The following is an 18,931-nucleotide window of genomic DNA, read 5'->3' on the forward strand; positions in this document are numbered from 1 at the left end:
CCCCGCAGCCGAATCCGGGCCCGCACCCGAACCGACATCCGCACCCCCTTCGGCCCCCGAGGCCGGACCTACACCCGTCCACCCCCTCACATCCGAGACCGAACCGGCTACCGCACGACCTCCCGGAGCGCGAACCCGGCCGGTGACCCACCCGACGACCGAGCCGGCGATCCCGTCGCCACCCGCACGACCTCGCGCACCGGAAACCGCACCGATCCCCGTCCACCCCCCCGCACCGGCGCCGACCGCGCCAGGCATGGAAGAAAGGGACCCCCGCATGGCCGAGGAGCCCACCGTCGAACCGATCGCGATCATCGGCCTCTCGTGCCGGGTGCCGGGAGCCGGGGACGCCAGGCAGTTCTGGCGCAACCTCGCCGACGGAGTCGAGTCGCTGACGCACTTCACCCGCGAGGAACAGCGGGCGCTCGGCGTGCCCGACCACATCCTCGACGACCCGGACTTCGTACCGGCCGCGATGATGCTCGACGACCACCAGGGGTTCGACGCCGCGTTCTTCGGCATGTCGATCAGGGAGGCGGAGATCCGGGACCCGCAGCACCGGCTCTTCCTCGAACTGTCGCACACGGCCCTGGAGGACGCGGGTTACGACCCGTTCAGGTATCCGGGCGAGATCGGCGTCTACGCCGGTTCCGGCGGGGACTTCTACCAGTGGATCAACATCAGGAGCAACGCGCAGGCCCACGCGAACGCGGGCTGGCTCGCCGTCATGGTCGGCAACCACGTCGACTACTGCGCCACGCTGTCGTCGTACAAGCTGGACCTGCGCGGCCCGAGCTACACCCTGCACACCGCGTGCTCGACCTCGCTGGTCGCGATCCACGTCGCCGCCGAGGCCCTGCGCAACGGCGAGTGCGACATGGCCCTGGCGGGCAGCGCGATGCTCGACCTGCCGCAGGGCCAGGGCTACGTGTACGACGAGGACGGGATCGTCTCCCCCGACGGCCACTGCCGGGCCTTCGACGCCAAGGCGGCCGGGACGATCTGGGGCAGCGGCGGCGGCGTGATCGTGCTGAAGCGGCTGTCGGAGGCGATCGAGGACGGCGACAACGTCCGGGCGGTCATCCTGGGCAACGCGATCAACAACGACGGCGCGAGCAAGGTCGGGTTCTCCGCGCCCAGCATGGACGGCCAGGCCGCGGTGATCGCCCAGGCGCTCGGGGTGGGCGGGGTCGACCCGCGCACCGTCACCTACGTCGAGGCGCACGGCACGGGCACCGCGCTGGGCGACCCGATCGAGGTCGCGGCGCTGAGCAGCGTGTTCGGCCAGGACACCGACGACACCCAGTGGTGCGGCATCGGCTCGGTCAAGAGCAACATCGGCCACCTGGGCCAGTCGGCGGGCATCGCCAGCATCATCAAGGCGGTGCTGGCCCTGGAGAACGGGCTGATCCCGCCGACGCTGCACTACGAGAGCCCCAACCCGAAGATCGACTTCGCGCGGAGCCCGTTCTACGTGACGGGCGCGCCGACCAAGTGGGAGCGCAACGGCTTCCCCCGGCGGGCGGGCGTCAGCTCGTTCGGCATCGGCGGCACCAACGCGCACATCGTGCTGGAGGAGGCGCCGGCGCCCTCCCGCCAGGAGCGCGAGGGGCGCGAGCCCCGCCCGGCGCACCTGCTGCGGCTGTCGGGCAGGACCGACACCGCGCTGGCCGCAGCCGCCGAGCGCCTGGCCTCGCACCTGGAGGCCCACCCCGACGCCGACCTGGCCGACGTCGCCCACACCCTGCGGGTGGGGCGCAGGGAGCTGTCGCGCAGGAGCGCGGTGGTGGCCTCCGACGTCGCCGACGCGGTCGCCGCGCTCCGCGACCCCAAGCGCACGGTCTCCGGTGCCGCCTCACGGCGCACCCCGCGCCCGGCGTTCCTGTTCTCCGGGCAGGGCTCGCAGTACGCGGGCATGGGCGCCGAGCTGTACCGCACCGAGGAGGTCTTCAGGGACGCGGTCGACGAGTGCGCCGAGATCCTGCGGCCCGTGCTGGGCGAGGACCTGCGCGAGCTGATCTTCGCCACCGGCGAGGACGCCGACGAGCGGCTGCGGCAGACCGCGCTGACCCAGCCCGCCCTGTTCACCGTGGAGTACGCCCTGGCCGCGCTCTGGCGCTCGCTGGGCGTCGAGCCCGCCGGGATGATCGGCCACAGCATCGGCGAGTACGTCGCGGCGACCGTGGCCGGGGTCTTCAGCCTGCCGGACGCGCTGCGGCTGGTGGCCGCCAGGGGCCGCCTGGTGCAGGGCATGCCCGCCGGGGCGATGCTCGCCGTGCAGCTCGCGCCGGACGAGATCGGGCCGCTGCTGCCCGACGGCGTGTCGGTGGCGACCGTCAACGGGCCCGGCACGTGCGTGGTGGCCGGTCCCCCGGCCTCGATCGCCGAGCTGTCGGCCCTGCTGGAGGAGGAGGGCGTCGGCAGGATGGAGCTGCGCACCTCGCACGCCTTCCACTCCTCGATGATGGACCCGATCCTGGGCGAGTTCCACGCGCTGGTCGCCGGGGTCGAGCGGTCGGCGCCGAGCCTGCCGTTCCTGTCGAACGTGACCGGCACCTGGATCACCGCGGACGAGGCGACGGACCCGTCGTACTGGGCCCGGCACATGCGCGAGCCGGTGCTGTTCGGCGACTGCGTGGCGGCCCTGCTCGCCGACGGCGACTGGATCATGATCGAGTGCGGCCCCGGCAGGCAGCTGTCCGGGCTGGCCAGGGCGCAGACCCCGCCGGGCGCGGTCGCGCCGCTGCCCTCCCTGCCCGGCCCCAAGGACGCCGGTGGCGACACCGGAGACACTGCCGTGCTGTCGGCCGCGTACGGCACCCTGTGGGTGAACGGCGTCGCGCTGGAGGCGTTCGGCGAGGAGGGCAACCGGGTCTCGCTGCCGACCTACCCGTGGGAGCGCCAGCGCGCCTGGATCGACCCCGACCCGCAGGGCGCGTTCGTCGGCGGCGTGGCCAACCCCGCGCCGGTCGAGGACGACCTGCCGCTGGACCGCTGGTTCAGCGTGCCGGTGTGGCGGCAGGTCCCGCCGGGACCGGCGCCGCTGTCGCCGGTCACCCGGGCCCTGGTGTTCGCCGACGACGGCTCGGCCGGGCTGGTGGACGCGCTGCGCGCGACGGGGACCGAGGTGATCGAGGTGCGGCCCGGCGACGGGTTCTCCTCGGAGAACCCGGAAGGCGTCCACACCGTGCGTCCCGCCGAGCGGGCCGACTACGACGCGCTGCTGTCGGCCGTGGGCGAGGTGCCGGGACGGGTGGTCCACGCGTGGACCGTCGGCGGTGAGCCCGCCGCCGGGACCGAGGGGACCTGGAAGGCTCAGGACCGCGGCTTCTTCAGCGTGCTGGCCCTGGTGCAGGCGCTGACCGCGGCGCAGCCCGCCGACGCCGCCGACGGGGTGGAGCTGACGCTGCTCACCTCGGGGGCCCAGGACGTCACCGGCGGCGACCTGCTCCGCCCTGAGCACGCGACCCTCGCCGGGTTCCCCCGGGTGGTGCCGCTGGAGACCCCGTGGCTGCGGGTGCGCCACGTCGACGTCGAGGGACGCGACTGGGCCAGGCACGCCGCCGCGGAGCTGGGCAGGAGGCCCGAGCCGGACGAGGCGGGGCTGCTGCCCACCGTGAGCATCAGGGGCGGCCGCCGCTGGCTGCAGCACTACGAGCAGCTGGAGGTGCCCGCGGCCGGGGCGTCCGCGCCGGAGACGGCCGAGGCGGTCGGCGGGCAGGCGGGCCCCCGGGACGGGCAGGTCTACCTGATCACCGGCGGCCTGGGCGGCATCGGCATCTCGCTCGCCGAGGACCTCGCCGCGCGGGCCCGGGTACGGCTGGTCCTGCTGTCCAGGTCCGGGCTGCCCGACCGGGCGGAGTGGGACGCGCACGAGGCCGGCCGCGCGGGCCGGGCGATCGCGGCGATCCGCAGGATGGAGGAGGCCGGGGCCGAGGTCCTGGTGCTCGCCGCCGACGTCACCTCTCCCGCCGACATGCGCAGGGTGCGGGAGGAGACGATCGCCGGGTTCGGCCGGGTGGACGTGATCGTGCACGCCGCGGGACTGCCCGGCGGCGGCATGGCCGAGATCAAGGAGCGGGCCGCCGCCGAGGAGGTGCTGGCGCCCAAGGTGGTCGGCACGCTCGCGCTGCGCGAGGCCTTCGCCGACCTCGACCTGGAGGCCGTGGTGCTCTGCTCGTCGATCACCGCGGTCGCGGGCGGCTTCGGCCAGGTCGACTACTGCGCGGCCAACAACTTCCTCGACGCGCACGCCAGGGGTGAGCACGGCTGGGGCTCGGCCACGGTCGTCTCCGCCAACTGGGGCAAGTGGCTGGAGGTCGGCATGGCGGCCGAGGTCGCCGCGCCCGCCGGGTTCGTGGCGCTGCAGCGCGGCGACCGGATCAGGGCCGTCGACCACCCCGTGATCTCCGCCTGGCACGAGGCCGACGGTGAGGAGCTCGGCTGGGCCGGGGGCAGCCTCTCCCCCGAGACCCACTGGGCGCTCGACGGGCACCGCATCTCCGGGGTGCCGGTGCTGCCGGGCACCGGCCACCTGGAGCTGGCCCGCTGCGCCGGCGAGGTGGTGCTGCCCGGCCCCGGCGTCGTCGAGCTGCGCGACGTGGTGTTCGTCGAGCCGCTGTCGGTGGCCGACGGGTCCTCCGCGGAGATACGGGTGACGTTCAGCACCGAGGCCGACGGCGCGGACTTCCAGGTGCGCAGCGTCATCGGCGGCGAGCAGCGCACCCACGCGCGCGGCACCGCGGCCAAGGTCGACGCCGGGCCGGCCGGGCACGCCGACGTGACGGCGATCATCGAGCGCTGCACCCCGGCGTCCGAGGAGCAGGGCGGCGTGCCGCTGTCCGGGCTGCTCACGCTCGGCCCCCACTGGGGCCACATGAGCAAGTGGTACATCGGCCAGAACGAGGCCCTGGGCCTGTTCGAGCTGCCCGCGGAGCTGTCGGAGGACCTGGACGGCTGGGGCCTGCACCCGGCGCTGCTGGACAGCGCCACCTCCTTCACCTGGATCGACGTCGTCGGCCACTACCTGCCGCTCGGCTACGGCCGCATCACCGTCAGGGACCGGCTGCCCGGCAGGTTCTGGAGCCACATGCGCTTCCGCGACAGCGGCACCGACGAGGTGCTGGCGGTCGACGTGACGCTCATCGACGCAGGCGGCAGGATCGTCACCGAGATCTCCGACTACGTGCTGCGCCGCATCAACACCGACGCCGTGGTGGCCGGGGTGACGGCCGACGCCGGAGCCCAGCGGGCGGGCACGGTCACCGTCCCCGACCAGGGCGGCCAGGTCGCGACGACCGCCGGAGGCCCCGACGCGGTCGGCATCCGCCCCGCCGAGGGCGCCGAGGCGTTCCACCGCCTGCTGGCCACCCCTCTCGGCGCGCAGGTGGTGATCGCCGCGACCCCGGTGGCCGCCTACCTGGCCGGTGTCGGATCGGTCACCCAGGAAACGGTCGAGACGGAGCTGGACCCGGCCGCCGTGTCGGACCGCCCCCGTCCCGGCGGCGCGGCTTCCGACGACTACGTGGCGCCGCGCGGCGACGTCGAGACCGCCATCGCCCGGCTGTGGAGCGAGGTGCTCGGCGGCGAGCGCATCGGCGTCGACGACGACTTCTTCGAGCTCGGCGGCAACTCGCTGATCGCCGTACAGCTCATCGCCCTGATCCGCAAGGAGCTGGGCGTGCGGCTGCCGATGCGCAGCCTCTTCGAGGAGCCCACGGTGGCCGGCGTCACCGCGCTGATCGAGCAGGCACGCGCCACCGCGCCGGCGGCGGAGACCGCCCCGGCCGCGAACCAGACCATGATCCCCCGTCTCCCCCGCAGGAGTGAGCAGCAGTGAGCGAACCCCTTCCCGACACCAAGGTCGTCCTCAACGACGAGGAGCAGTACTCCATCTGGCCCTCGGGTCGCGACAACCCGGACGGCTGGCACGACGCGGGCTTCACCGGCACCAGGGACGAGTGCCTGGCCCACATCGAGCAGGTCTGGACCGACATGCGTCCGCGCAGCCTGCGCGAGGCGATGAAAGCGGGAGACGCGGGATGACAGAACAGGTGGTGGACGTCTTCCCGTCCTCCTCCGGGCAGGAGCGGATGTGGTTCCTCGCCCGCTTCGAACCCGAGCTCGCCGTCTACAACATCGGCATGCTCATGCCGATGAGCGCCCGCCAGCCGGTCGATCCGCGCCGGCTGGAGGCCGCCGTCGCCCACGTGGTACGCCGCCACGAGGTGCTGCGCACCGTCTTCGAGTTCAGGGACGGCCAGGTGGTGCAGATCGTCAGCGGCGCCGTCCCCCCGGTGCGGATCACCGAGACCGACCTCACCCACCTGCCCGCCGGCGAGCGTGAGGCCGAGCTCGCCAGGCTGGCCAAATCGGACTCGGTCACGCCGTTCGTGCTGGACCAGGCGCCGCTGTGGCGGCTGCGGCAGGTGCGGATGGGCGACGACGACCTGCGGCTGATCTGCGTGTTCGACCACACCGTGTTCGACGGCGTCTCCAGCCACGTCTTCGTCAACGAGCTGGAGGAGTGCTACGACGCCATCGGCGAGGGGCGCGAGCCCAAGCTGGCGGAGCTGCCCATCCAGTTCGCCGACTTCGCCGTCTGGCAGCGGAACCGGCTGACCGGGCGGTTCGTCGAGGAGGAGCTGGCGCACTGGCGGGAGCGGCTGGCCGGGATCCCGGCCGACCTCGCCCTGCCCGCCGACCGGCCGCGCCCGCGCAGCCGCTCCTACCGGGGCGAGATGCAGCTGGGCGCGTTCTCCCCTGAGGTGTCGGCCGGGATCGAGCGCCTGGCCAAGGACCTGAACTCGACGCTGTTCACGGTCATGCTCACCGCGTTCGCGACCGTGCTGGCCCGCTGGTCGGGGCAGTACGACGTGGTGGTGGGCACCCCCATCGCGGGGCGGCTGCTGCCGGAGACCGAACCCGTCATCGGCATGTTCGTCAACGCCGTGGCGCTGCGCGCCGACCTGACCGGCGACCCGACGTTCGCCGAGGCGGCCGGGCGGGTGCGCACCACGGTCGCCGAGGCCCTGGACCACCAGGAGCTGCCGTTCGAGCGGCTGGTGGAGGCGCTGCAGCCGACCAGGGACCTGAGCGTGCCGCCGATCTACCAGGTGATGTTCAACCTGGCCGCCGACACCAACGAGGGCCAGATCGCCAACGGCACCGCCAAGGTGGACCTGCAGCTGGACCTCAACATGCGCGAGGGGCGGCTGCACACCCGGCTGGAGTACAGCACCGACCTGTTCGACCGGTCCACGATCGAGCGGTTCGGCGCCTGCCTGGAGACGCTGGTCGAGGCCGCGGTCGCCGCCCCGGGGACGCCGATCTCCCGGCTGCCGCTGCTGACCCCCGCCCAGCGGGACCACGTCGTCGCGCTCGGCGTCGGCGAGGACCCCGGGCGCGTCGTGGACCTCCTGGCGGGCGCGCGGGACGCCGTGACCTCCGTGACCTCCGTGACCTCCGGGACCTCCGGGACCTCCGGGACCTCCGGGACCTCTGCGGCCGGTACGACGCTGACCTCTCTGATCGAGGCTCAGGTGGCCAGGACACCGGACGCGCCGGCCGTGGTCACCGGCGACGCCACGCTGACGTACGCGGAATTGGACGGGCGCGCCACCGAGCTGGCCCGCTGGCTGCGCGGGATCGGGGTGCGGCGGGGCAGCCCGGTGGCGGTGTGCGCAGAGCGGTCGGCCGAGCTGGTCGTCGGCCTGCTCGCGGTGCTCAAGGCGGGCGGGGCGTACGTCCCCCTCGACCCGGAGTACCCGCCGTCGCGGCTGGCGTTCATGCTGGCCGACAGCGGGGCCCGGGTGATGCTGACCCAGCGTCACCTGCGCGACCTGCTCCCCGAGGGCGCCGTCAAACCGGTGCTGCTGGACGCGCCCGACACCTGGGGACCGCAGCCCCCGGGAACGCCGCTTCCGGCGACCGGCCCGGACGACGCCGCGTACGTGATCTACACCTCGGGTTCGACCGGGCGTCCCAAGGGCGTCGTCAACACCCACCGGGGCATCGTCAACCGGCTCGCCTGGATGCAGGACCGGTTCGGCCTCACCCCGGCCGAGGCGGTCCTGCAGAAGACGCCGACGAGCTTCGACGTGTCGGTCTGGGAGTTCTTCTGGCCGCTGGTCACCGGGGCGTCCCTGGTACCGGTCCGGCCGGGCGGGCACCGCGACCCCAACCACCAGCGCGACCTGATCAAGGCGCACTCGGTGAGCACCGCGCACTTCGTCCCCTCGATGCTGGCCCTGTTCCTGGAGGAGACCGGCATCGAGTCGTGCCACTCGCTGAAGCGGGTGATCTGCAGCGGCGAGGAGCTGCCGCCGCGCCTGGCCGCCCGCTTCTTCGAGCGGCTGCCCGGGGTGGAGCTGCACAACCTGTACGGGCCGACGGAGGCGGCGGTCGACGTGACCGCCTGGCGGGTCGAGCCCGAGGGGGTGGACGCGCTGCACACGCTGCCCATCGGCCCGCCGATGCCGGGCAACCGCCTGCACGTCCTGGACGACCTGCTCCGGCCGGCGCCGGTCGGCGTGCCCGGGCACCTGCACATCGGCGGGGTCCAGGTGGCGCGCGGCTACGCGGGCCGCCCCGGCCTGACGGCCGAGCGGTTCGTGCCCGACCCGTACGGGCCGCCCGGCTCGCGGCTGTACGCGACCGGCGACCTGGCCAGGGTCCGCGCCGACGGGGACATCGAGTTCCTGGGGCGGCTGGACGACCAGGTGAAGGTGCACGGCTGGCGAGTCGAGCTCGGCGAGATCGAGGCCGTGATCGCCGAGCATCCCAAGGTGCGCCGGGCGGTCGTGGCGCTGCGCGACGACGCCCCCGGCGGGCGCGGGCTGGTCGGATACGTCGACTGGTCGGGAGACGCCTCGGCGCTCACCGCGGAGCTGCGCAGGACGCTCGCCAAGAAGCTGCCCGCCGCGCTCATCCCGCAGGCGTTCGTCGGGATCGACCACATCCCGCTCGGCCCCAGCGGCAAGCTCGACCGGGGCGCGCTGCCCGCGCCGACCGGTTCGGGCCGGGCCGACCTCGGAACGCCGTACACGGAGCCGCGCACCCCGCTGGAGACCGAGCTGTGCGCGCTGTGGAGCGAGCTGCTCGGCCGCGAGCGCATCGGCGTCGAGGACGACTTCTTCCAGCTCGGCGGCCACTCGCTGCTGGCGGTGCTGCTGGTCACCCGCTACCGGGAGACGTACGGCGTGGAGATGCCGCTGCGGCGGTGCTTCGAGATCACCACGGTGACCGAGCACGCCCTCGCCGTGCTGGAGCTGCAGCTCGGGGACGACGACGAGGAGCTGGCGGCGCTGCTCGCCACGCTGGAGGACCCCGCGGATGAGTGACCTGAGGGCGAAAGAGGAACCGGCGGCTCTGCTCGCCACGCTGGAGGGCCTCGCCGATGAGTGACCTGAGGGCGAAAGAGGAACCGGCGGCTCTGCTCGCCACGCTGGAGGGCCCTGCGGATGAGTGACCTGAGGGCGAAAGAGGAACCGGCGGCTCTGTTCACCGCGCTGGAGGGCCTCGCCGATGAGTGACCTGAGGGCGAAACTGGCGCGGCTCAGCCCGGAACAGCGGGCCGCGCTGGAGGAGAGGCTGCGGCGGCAGCCGCCGCCGCGGCAGCGGCCGTCGGGCATCCCCCGGCGCGCGGACGGCGGGGGGCCGCCTCCCCTGTCGTTCGGCCAGGAGCGCCTGTGGTTCCTGCAGCAGCTGGACCCCTCCGACGCCTCGTACAACATGTTCATGGTGCAGCGGCTGCGCGGGCACGTCTCGATCGGGGCGCTCCGGTACGCGCTCGGCCGGCTGGTGGAGCGGCACGAGACCCTGCGCGCCCGCTTCACCTCGCACGAGGGCAGCCCGGTGCAGGAGATCGGGCCGCCCCTGCCGGTCGAGCCCGACCTGATCGACCTCACCCGGCTGCCCGTCGCCGAGCGGGAGGCCCGCGCGACCGAGCTGGTCGCCGACCTCACCAACCGCCCGTTCGACCTGGCGGCCGGGCCGCTGCTGCGGGTCCACCTGATCACCATGTCGGGGACCGACCACGTGCTGTGCGTGGTGCTGCACCACATCGTGGCCGACGGCTGGTCGCTGAAGATCCTGCTGGGCGAGCTCGCCGCCTGCTACGGCGCGCACCTGGAGGGACGCGAGGCGGACCTGCCGGCGCCGGTGCTGGAGTACGCCGACTACGCGGCCTGGCAGCGCGGGCTGCTGGACGAGGAGCGGGTGCGGCGCCAGCTCGACTACTGGAGCGGGCAGCTGGCCGGGGTGCCCGCGCTGGACGTCCCCGCCGACCGGCCCAGGCCGCCGGTGAAGTCGTCCAACGGCGACTACGCGGCGCGGCGGATCGGGCGGGAGCTGACCGCCCGGCTGGATCGGCTGGCCAGGGACGAGCGGTGCACCCAGTTCATGGTGCTGCTCGCCGCCTTCCAGACGCTGCTCGGCGCCCACTCCGGGCAGGACGACGTGTGCGTGGGGTCGGTGATCGCCGGACGGGAACGCCCCGAGCTGGAGCAGATCGTCGGGTTCTTCCCCAACACGCTCGCGCTCCGCGGCGACCTGTCGGGCGATCCCGGCTTCAGGGAGCTGCTGGGCCGCGTCCGGGCGACGGTGCTCGACGCCTTCGCCCACCAGGACATCCCGTTCGAGCGGCTGCTCAACGAGCTGCGCGTCGAACGCGACCTGAGCACCACGCCGCTGTTCCAGGCGATGTTCGTGATGCAGGACAAGGAGGCGTCCGAGCTGGTCATGCCCGGCATCGAGACCGACGTGTTCGATCCGGGAGCGCGGCAGGCCAAGTTCGACCTGATGCTCGACGTGACGCCTCGCTCGGACTCGCTGTACGCGCTGCTGTCCTACAACGCCGACCTGTTCGAGCCGGACACGGTGGCCAGGATGCTGCGCAGGTACGAGCGCGTGCTGGAGGCCGTCGCCGACGATCCCGACATCCCGCTGTCCCGGCTGCGGGCCGCGATGCTGCTCCCCGAGGACCGCCTGCCCGCGGTCACCGCGTCCCTGTCCACCGCCCTTCCCTCACCCCTCGATCCCGCCGGTCCGGCCGGGGTGGTCGAGCTGTTCGAGGAGCGGGTGCGGCTGGCGCCGGACGCGGTCGCCGTCAGCCACGGCGACCGGCGGCTGAGCTACGCCGAGCTGCGCGAGCGCGCCGCGCGGCTGGCGGCGCGGCTGGCCGCTGAGGGGGCCGGCCCCGAGACCGTGGTCGCGGTGTGCGCCCGGCGCGGTCCCGAGCTGGTCGTGGCGCTGCTGGCGACGGCCATGGCGGGAGGCGCCTACCTCCCGCTCGACCCCGCCTACCCGGCCGAGCGGCTGCGCTGGATGCTGCGCGACAGCGGGGCCGCGCTGCTGCTGTCCCAGGGCGGCCCGCCGGAGTGCGACCTGCCGACGATCCCGCTCGACGGCGTCGCGGACGGCCCCGCCGCCGGGGAGGACCGGAAGGCCGCAGAGGATCCGAAGGCCGCGGACGGCTCACCGTCCGGCGCGCGCCTTCACGGGCCGGGCGAGCCCGGCGCCCCGACGTCCGCCGGGGAGGGCCGGGTGACGAGGCCCGGCGGGCCGGGGAACCTGGCGTACGTGATCTACACCTCCGGTTCGACCGGCACCCCCAAGGGCGTGCAGGTCGAGCGGCGGGCGCTGGACGCGCGGGTGGCGTGGATGCGCGCCGAGTACGGCATCCGGCCGGACGACCGGGTGCTCCAGTTCGCCTCCGTGGGCTTCGACACGCACGCCGAGGAGATCTACCCGGCGCTCACCTCGGGGGCCGAGCTGGTGCTCGCCCCCGACGAGCCGCTTCCCGACTTCCTGCGGACCCCGCGGGGCGCGTCGCTGACGGTGATGGACCTGCCCACCTCCTACTGGCAGGAGCTGGTCGCCGCCCGTACCTCCTGGCCGCCCGCGCTGCGCCTGCTGATCCTGGGCGCCGACCCGCTGCCGGGACCGGCGCTCGCCGCCTGGTACGAGGCGCACGGCGAGCGCGTCACCCTGGTCAACAGCTACGGGCCGACCGAGACGACGATCATCGCCACCGCCGGGGAGCTCGACCCTGCCGAGGCGTCCAGGCGGCCGACCGTGGGTCACCCGCTGTCCGCCACCCGCGTCCACGTGCTGGACGAGCACGGCGCCCGGGTGCCCGCCGGCGCGCCCGGCGAGCTGTGCGTCGGCGGCGACGGGCTCTCCCGCGGCTACCTGGGCTCGCCCGCCCTGACGGCGGAACGCTTCGTGCCCGACCCCTACGGCCCGGCAGGTTCGCGCCTGTACCGCACCGGCGACCGGGCCAGGTTCCGGCCCGACGGGCGCCTGGAGATCCTCGGCCGCCTCGACCGCCAGGTGAAGATCCGGGGCTACCGCGTGGAACCCGGCGAGATCGAGGCCCGCCTGCTGGCCCACCCGTGGGTGGGCCGGGCGACCGTGACGGTCAGGGAGGACACCCCCGGCGACCGCCGCCTGGTCGCCTACGTCGTACGGCACGACCGGACCGCCGGCGGGCAGGCGGCCGATGAGCGGGTGGCCGATGAGCGGGTGGCCGATGAGCGGGTGGCCGATGAGCGGGCGGCCGATGAGCGGGCGGAAGGTGCCCGCGAGCGGTCCGGGCACCGGCCCGACGGCGGGGAGCTGCGGGAGTACCTCGCGGCGGAACTGCCGCCGCACCTGGTGCCGAGTGCCGTGGTGGAGGTCGCGCGCATCCCGCTCACCCCGAGCGGGAAGGTCGACCAGGGCGCGCTGCCCGCCCCCGAGCACCGCTCGGACGAGGGGTACCTGCCCCCGGAGACCGCCACGCAGGAGCTGGTGTGCTCGGTGTGGGCCGAGGTGCTGGGAGTGGAGCGGGTGGGGGCGCTCGACGACTTCTTCCAGCTCGGCGGCCACTCTCTGCTGGCGACCAGGACGATCGCCAGGCTCTCCGCGGCGACCGGGCTGGACGTGCCGTTGAAGCTGGCCTTCAGTCACCCGTCCGTACGGAGGCTGGCGCAGGCGCTGGACGCGCTGGCGGAGGCCGGGCCCGGCGCGGGTCCCGAAGCGGGGCCCGGACCGGTACGGCGGCCCGAGGGCACGGCGCCGCCGCTGTCGTTCGCGCAGGAACGGCTCTGGTTCATGGAGCAGTTCAGCCCGGGGACCGGCGCCTACGTGCTGCCCGCCGCGGCACGGCTGCGCGGGCCGCTGGACCTCGCGGCGCTGGACGCGCGGCTGGACGCCGCCGTGACGCGGCACGAGAGCCTGCGGATGCGTTTCCCCGCCTCCTCCGACGGAAGGCCCGAGGTGCGGGTCGTCCCGGCCGGGGACCCGGAGGCACGAATCGCGATCCGTGTCGTCGAGGCGGGGACCGCTTCGACGGGACCGGCCGCGACGGCCGGCTCCGGGACGGAGGCGGCGGAGGCGGAGGCGGAGGCACGGCGGGTCGTCAGCGCCGACGCGGCACGCCCCTTCGACCTCGGCGACGGCCCGCTGCTCCGGGTGACCCTGGTCAGGCTCGCCTCGGCGGACCACGTGCTGCTGGTCGCCGTCCACCACATCGTGGCCGACGGCTGGTCGGCGGAGCTCCTGCTGGACGAGCTGCTCTCCGGGCACGACGGCCGCGACGAGCGCGCCGGCCGGCCGGAGCCGCGCGTCGGGTACGGCGACTACGCGCTCTGGCAGCGCGAGCGCCTGGCCGGACCGCGCCTGGAACGGCACCTGGAGTTCTGGCGGGAGGAGCTGGCCGCGCTGCCCCCGCTCGACCTTCCGCTCGACCGGCCCCGGCCGGTCCGGCAGGGGCACCGGGGCGCCTGGCACGACCTGCGGCTGGACGCCGGGCTCACAGGGGCGCTCGGCGACCTGGCGCGGGAACGCGGCGCGACCCTCTACATGGCGCTGCTGTCCGGGTTCCAGGCCGTGCTGTCCCGCTGGTCGGGACAGCACGATTTCGCGGTGGGCTCGCCGGTCGCCGGTCGCGACCTGACGGAGTTCGAGGACGTGGTCGGGTTGTTCGTGAACCTGCTGCCGCTCCGGGCCCGCCTGGCGGGCGATCCCACGTTCACCGAGTTGCTCGGCCGCACCCGCGACGCGGCCCTGGAGGTCTACGGCCACCAGGAGTTGCCGTTCGAGAAGCTGGTCGCCGAACTGGACCTGGCCAGGGACGCCACCCGCCCGCCCGTGGTGCAGGTGCTCTTCGCCCTGCAGAGCTACCTGGGCGGCACGGTCCCGGCAGGACGGCCCGTACCGGTGGCCGGGCCCGTGGTGTCCACCCCTGGGGAGGGGACCGGGGCCGCGGCGGCGGCGGCCGGGCGGACGACCGGGTCCACGGCCGAGCGGGCGGGAGGGCCGGTGGCCGAGCCGTTCGTGCCGGACACCACCTCGACCCGGTTCGACCTGGAGCTGTACGCCTCGGAGACCGGTGCCGGCCTCGCGGCGAGGTTCGTCTACAACCGCGACCTGTTCCTGCCGGAGACCGTCGAGCGGCTCGCCGCGTCCTTCGAGACGTTCCTGCGCGCGGCCGTCGCCGCTCCGGGGACCCGCGTGGGCGACCTGGAGATGCTCTCCCCCGGGGAGCGGGACCTGGTGCTGACGGGCTGGAACGCCACCGAGACCGCGTACCCGCCCGAGGAGACGCTGCACGGTCTCGTCGAGGCGCAGGCCGCGCGGACTCCCGGCGCCCCGGCCGTGGTCTTCGAGGGCGAGACGCTGACCTACGCGGAGCTGAACGACCGCGCCGACCTGCTCGCCGCGCGGCTGCGCGCCGGTGCCGGCAAGAAGGCGGAGCGGGTGTTCGCCGTGCGGGCGGAGCGCTCGATCGACCTGCCCGTACGGCTGCTCGCCGTGCTCAAGGCCGGGGCCGCCTACCTTCCCCTCGATCCGGGGCTGCCCGAGCGCCGTGTCGAGGCCATGCTCGCCGACGCCAGGGCCGTGGAACTCACCGCCGCCCTCGACGCCTCGGCGGAACCGGCGGACGCGGGCGGCCGGGCGGGGGATCCGCCCGGCTCGCTCGCGTACGTGATCTTCACCTCGGGGTCCACGGGGAGGCCCAAGGGCGTCGGGGTGCCGCACCGGGCGATCGTCAACCGGCTGCGCTGGATGCAGGACACGTACGGCCTGGACGCGGGCGACGCCGTGCTCCAGAAGACCCCCGCCGGGTTCGACGTGTCGGTGTGGGAGTTCTTCTGGCCGCTGATCAGCGGGGCCCGCCTGGTGCTCGCCCGCCCCGACGGCCACCGGGACACCGCCTACCTGCGCGACCTCGTCGTCGAGCGGGGAATCACGACGGTGCACTTCGTCCCCTCGATGCTCGCCGCCTTCACCGCGGAGGAGCGGATCGAGGAGTGCGGCTCGCTGCGCCGGGTGATCTGCAGCGGCGAGGAGCTGACGGCCGGGGCGGCGGAGCGGCTGACCGCGCGGTTGCCCGGGGTGGAGCTGCACAACCTCTACGGGCCGACCGAGGCCGCGGTCGACGTCTCCCGGCACCGCTACACGCCGGGCGAGAAGGTCGTCCCGATCGGCCGCCCGGTGGCCAACACCCGCCTGTACGTGCTGGACGGGGCGTTGCGCCCGGTACCGGCCGGGACGCCGGGCGAGCTGTTCATCGGCGGGGTCCAGCTGGCCCGCGGCTACCTGGGGCGGCCGGGTCTCACCGCCGAACGGTTCGTCCCCGACCCCTACGGCCCGCCGGGCTCCCGCCTGTACGCCACCGGGGACCGGGCGCGATGGCGGCGTGACGGCGAGATCGAGTACCTCGGCCGCCTCGACGCCCAGGTCAAGATCCGCGGCATGCGCGTCGAGCCCGGCGAGATCGAGGCCGTGCTCGGCGGGCACCCGGACCTGAGCGCCGTGGCCGTCGGCGTGTGGCACGACGGCGCCGGAGCCCGGCTGGTCGGGTACGGGGTGCGGCGCGAGGGGACGCGGGACACAGCGGATACAGCGGACGCTGGGGACGCCGATCCCCGCGAGTGGCTCAGGGGCGAGCTGCCCGAGCACATGATCCCCACCGCGTGGGTGACGCTGGAGGCCCTCCCGCTCACCCCCAACGGCAAGCTCGACCGGGCCGCCCTGCCGCCACCGCCCGGCCGGGGCGACCTCCCCTGGGAGCCGCCGCGCACCGACGCGGAACGCGCCGTCGCCCAGGTGTGGCAGGACGTGCTCGGCCTGGACAAGGTCGGCCGTCACGACGGGTTCTTCGGCGTCGGTGGCGACTCGATCCGCAGCCTCTCGGTGGTGGCCAGGCTGCGGGACCTGGGCTACGGGCTCGACCTGCAGCAGCTGTTCACCCACCAGACCGTGGCCGAACTGGCCTCCGTACTGGACACACCGGACACCGGGCCCGCCGCGACGGCGACCCCGGAGCCGGAGGCCGCGACCGGGGCGACCGAGGCGTTCGGCATGCTCGGCGCCGCGGATCTGGCCAAGCTCAGGAAGGGCGAGCGATGATCGAGGACGCGTACCCGCTGGCCGCGCTGCAGGCGGGGATGCTCTACCACAGCGAGCTCGAACCGGACAGTCCCACCTACCACGACCTGATGACCGTCACTCTGCGCGGCGCCCTGGACGTCCCGGCGCTGACCGGGGCGCTGGCCGGGGTCGCGGCCGGGCACCCGGTGCTGCGCACCTCGTTCGACCTGACCGGGTTCAGCGAGCCGCTGCAGCTCGTCCACGACACCGCCACCATCCCGCTGGAGGTCGCCGACCTGCGATCGGACGGGGACGGTCCGGACGGGGACGGCCCCCGGGAGCGGCTGGCCGCGTGGCGGGAGGCCGAGAAGCACACCGGGTTCGACTGGTCGTCGCCGCCTCTGCTGCGGGCGTACGCGCACGTGCTGGACGACGACGAGTTCGCGCTGAGCCTCAGCTTCCACCACGCCGTCCTCGACGGCTGGAGCGTCGCGGCGCTCGTCACCGAGCTGCTGGGCCGCTACGCCGCCCGCGGCTCGCGCGAACCCGCCCCGCCCCGGGCCCTGTTCAGGGATCTCGTGGCGGCCGAGCGGGCCGCGGTGGGCTCGGCGGCGGCGCGGGAGTTCTGGCGGGATCGGGCCGAGGACGCCCCGGAGAGCCGCCTGCCCAGGCTGCCCGGGTTCCCGGCCGGCAGGCCGCGCGCCGCCGAGGTGGTCGCCGTACCGGTGCCGCACGAGACGGTGGCGGCGCTGGAGCGGCAGAGCCGCGAGCTGCGGGTCCCGCTGCGCACCACCCTGCTGGCCGCGTACGTGACGGCGCTGGGCCTGGTCACCGGCGAGCGGGAGGTCATGACCGGCGTGCTCAGCCACGGCAGGCCGGAGACCGAGGGGGGCGGCGAGGTGCTGGGGCTGTTCCTCAACACGCTGCCGCTGCGGGTCCGCCTCGACGCCGACGACCGGGCCGACCGGGCCGGGCTGGTCAGGCGGGTCTTCGAGGCCGAGGTGGCCGCGGTGCCGTACCGGCGCTACCCGCTGTTCGAGATCCAGCGGATCGCGGGCCGCTCGCCGCTGCTGGACACGCTGTTCGACTTCCGGGACTTCCACGTGTACGGAGGGCTGTCCGGTGACGGCGTGGCGATCACCGGGCAGGAGTTCTTCGAACAGACCGACATGCCGTGCACGGTGGCCTTCGTCCGGGTGCCCGGCGGCGGCCTCACCCTCACGGTCTCCTACGACGCCTCCCAGTTCCCGGCGGAGCAGATGGAGTCCCTGGCCGGGCGGGTGATCGACGCCCTGACCGGCGAGCCGGGCGTGGGCGAGGCGGAGAACGACGCGATCGACCGCTGGAACGCCACCGGGCGCGAGCACCCGGGCGGCACGCTGCACGGCCTGGTGTTCGCCCAGGCGGGGCGGACGCCCGATGCTCCGGCCGTGGGTTTCGAGGGCTCGTGGACCACCTACCGCGAGCTGGCCGGTCGGGCCCTGGCGATCGCCGGGGAACTGCGCCGCGCCGGGGTGTCACGCGATCAGCCGGTGGGGGTGCTGCTCGAACGGAGCGCGGACCTGCCCGCCGCGCTGCTGGGCGTCCTCGCCGCCGGGGGCGCCTACCTGCCGCTGGAGCCCGGCCACCCGGCCGGTCGGACGCGGGGCATGCTCGACGACGCGGGCGCCTCGATACTGCTGACCTCCGCCGACCTGGCGGGCGAGGCTCCTGAGGGTACGCGGGTCGTCCTGCTGCCCACCGTCTCGGCGGCTTCCCCGGAGGCTCCCTCCGAGATCTCCTCGCGGGAGGATCCGCCGGACTCGCTCGCGTACGTGATCTTCACGTCGGGGTCGACCGGGAGGCCCAAGGGCGTCGGGGTGTCGCACCGGGCGATCGTGAACCGGCTGCGCTGGATGCAGGCGACGTACGGGCTCACCCCTGCCGACCGGGTCCTGCACAAGACGCCGGTCTCGTTCGACGTGTCGGTGTGGGAGCTGTTCTGGCCGCTGGTCACCGGCGCGGGGCTGGTGGTGGCGAGGCCCGGCGGGCACTACGAGCCCGGCTACCTCACCGAGCTGATCGCCCGCGAGGGGGTCAGCACGGCGCACTTCGTGCCGTCCATGCTGGACCCGTTCCTCGACACTCCCGGCCTGGAGGCCCTGGGCGTCCCGAACGCGGACACCCCGGTCATGGACCGGGTGGACGGGCCGGACGTGAGCGGGCCGGCTGTGGACGGGCCGGGCGCGGGCGGGCTGCGCAGGGTGGTGTGCTCGGGCGAGGCGCTCCCCGCCGACCTGGTGCGGCGCTTCGCCGAACGGCTTCCCGGGGTGGAGCTGCACAACCTCTACGGCCCGACCGAGGCCGCGGTCGACGTCTCCTGGCACCGGTGCGACCCCGCCGAGCAGGCGGTGCCGATCGGCCGTCCGGTCGACAACACCCGCCTGGAGGTGCTCGACGAGCGGTTCGGACGGGCGCCCGTGGGCACCCCGGGGCAGCTGTTCATCGGCGGGGTCCAGCTGGCCCGCGGCTATCTGGGCCGGCCGGGCCTCACCGCCGAGCGCTTCGTCCCCGATCCCCACGGACCGCCGGG

Annotated in this window: 4 protein-coding genes and 2 pseudogenes; all 6 read left to right on the forward strand. The window is 74.6% G+C overall.

Annotated elements, in window-relative coordinates:
• Window positions 1-277 precede the first annotated feature (277 nt).
• Complete coding sequence (locus tag ACVCAG_RS01700) at window positions 278-5,839, forward strand: SDR family NAD(P)-dependent oxidoreductase (protein WP_440082066.1); 5,562 nt, start codon at window positions 278-280, stop codon at window positions 5,837-5,839.
• On the forward strand, window positions 5,836-6,045 hold the full coding sequence (locus ACVCAG_RS01705; RefSeq protein WP_440082065.1) for an MbtH family protein: 210 nt from the start codon (window positions 5,836-5,838) through the stop codon (window positions 6,043-6,045). The genes ACVCAG_RS01700 and ACVCAG_RS01705 overlap by 4 nt, the downstream gene beginning before the upstream one ends.
• A complete protein-coding gene (locus ACVCAG_RS01710) occupies window positions 6,042-9,341 on the forward strand; it encodes a non-ribosomal peptide synthetase (protein WP_447189363.1) in 3,300 nt (1,099 codons plus the stop codon). Before ACVCAG_RS01705 ends, ACVCAG_RS01710 begins: the two co-directional genes overlap by 4 nt.
• 184 nt (window positions 9,342-9,525) lie before the next feature.
• Complete coding sequence (locus tag ACVCAG_RS01715; protein ID WP_447189364.1) at window positions 9,526-16,398, forward strand: amino acid adenylation domain-containing protein; 6,873 nt, start codon at window positions 9,526-9,528, stop codon at window positions 16,396-16,398.
• Window positions 16,395-17,642: pseudogene (locus tag ACVCAG_RS01720) on the forward strand (condensation domain-containing protein); the annotation flags it as partial. The gene ACVCAG_RS01715 and the pseudogene ACVCAG_RS01720, both read left to right, overlap by 4 nt.
• Window positions 17,619-18,863 (forward strand): annotated as a pseudogene (locus ACVCAG_RS01725) (AMP-binding protein); the annotation flags it as partial. The pseudogenes ACVCAG_RS01720 and ACVCAG_RS01725, both read left to right, overlap by 24 nt.
• Window positions 18,864-18,931 lie beyond the last annotated feature (68 nt).

This window comes from Streptosporangium sp. G12, assembly GCF_052983175.1.